This window comes from Tepidibacillus infernus, from assembly GCF_048898065.1.
GTDB classification, from domain to species: domain Bacteria; phylum Bacillota; class Bacilli; order Tepidibacillales; family Tepidibacillaceae; genus Tepidibacillus_B; species Tepidibacillus_B infernus.
The window spans coordinates 1-292 of sequence record NZ_JBLWFI010000033.1 but is presented as its reverse complement, the minus strand read 5'-3'; the positions used below and the strand labels follow the sequence as shown (position 1 = coordinate 292).

Genomic DNA, 292 nt, shown 5'->3' with positions numbered 1-292 from the left:
GGTGAAGTCGTAACAAGGTAGCCGTATCGGAAGGTGCGGCTGGATCACCTCCTTTCTATGGAGAAATACTCATCCTTACGGATGAGAGGCTTCTTACACTGTTTAGTTTTGAAAGAGTAATGATCCCGAGTGGATGATTCCTTTCATATTAGCGCATCAAGCGCGTTGTTGTACCTTGAAAACTAGATAGCAAGAAAAGCAAGGCAAAAATAGGTTAAGCTACAAAGAGCGCACGGTGGATGCCTTGGTGCTAGGAGCCGAAGAAGGACGGGACGAACACCGATATGCCTCG

2 rRNA genes are annotated in these 292 nt (G+C 46.9%); both read left to right on the top strand.

What is annotated here, in order from left to right:
- Window positions 1-55: ribosomal RNA gene (locus tag TEPIDINF_RS14875) — 16S ribosomal RNA — on the top strand; the annotation flags it as partial.
- 157 nt (window positions 56-212) lie between these two features.
- A 23S ribosomal RNA gene (locus TEPIDINF_RS14870) occupies window positions 213-292 on the top strand; the annotation flags it as partial.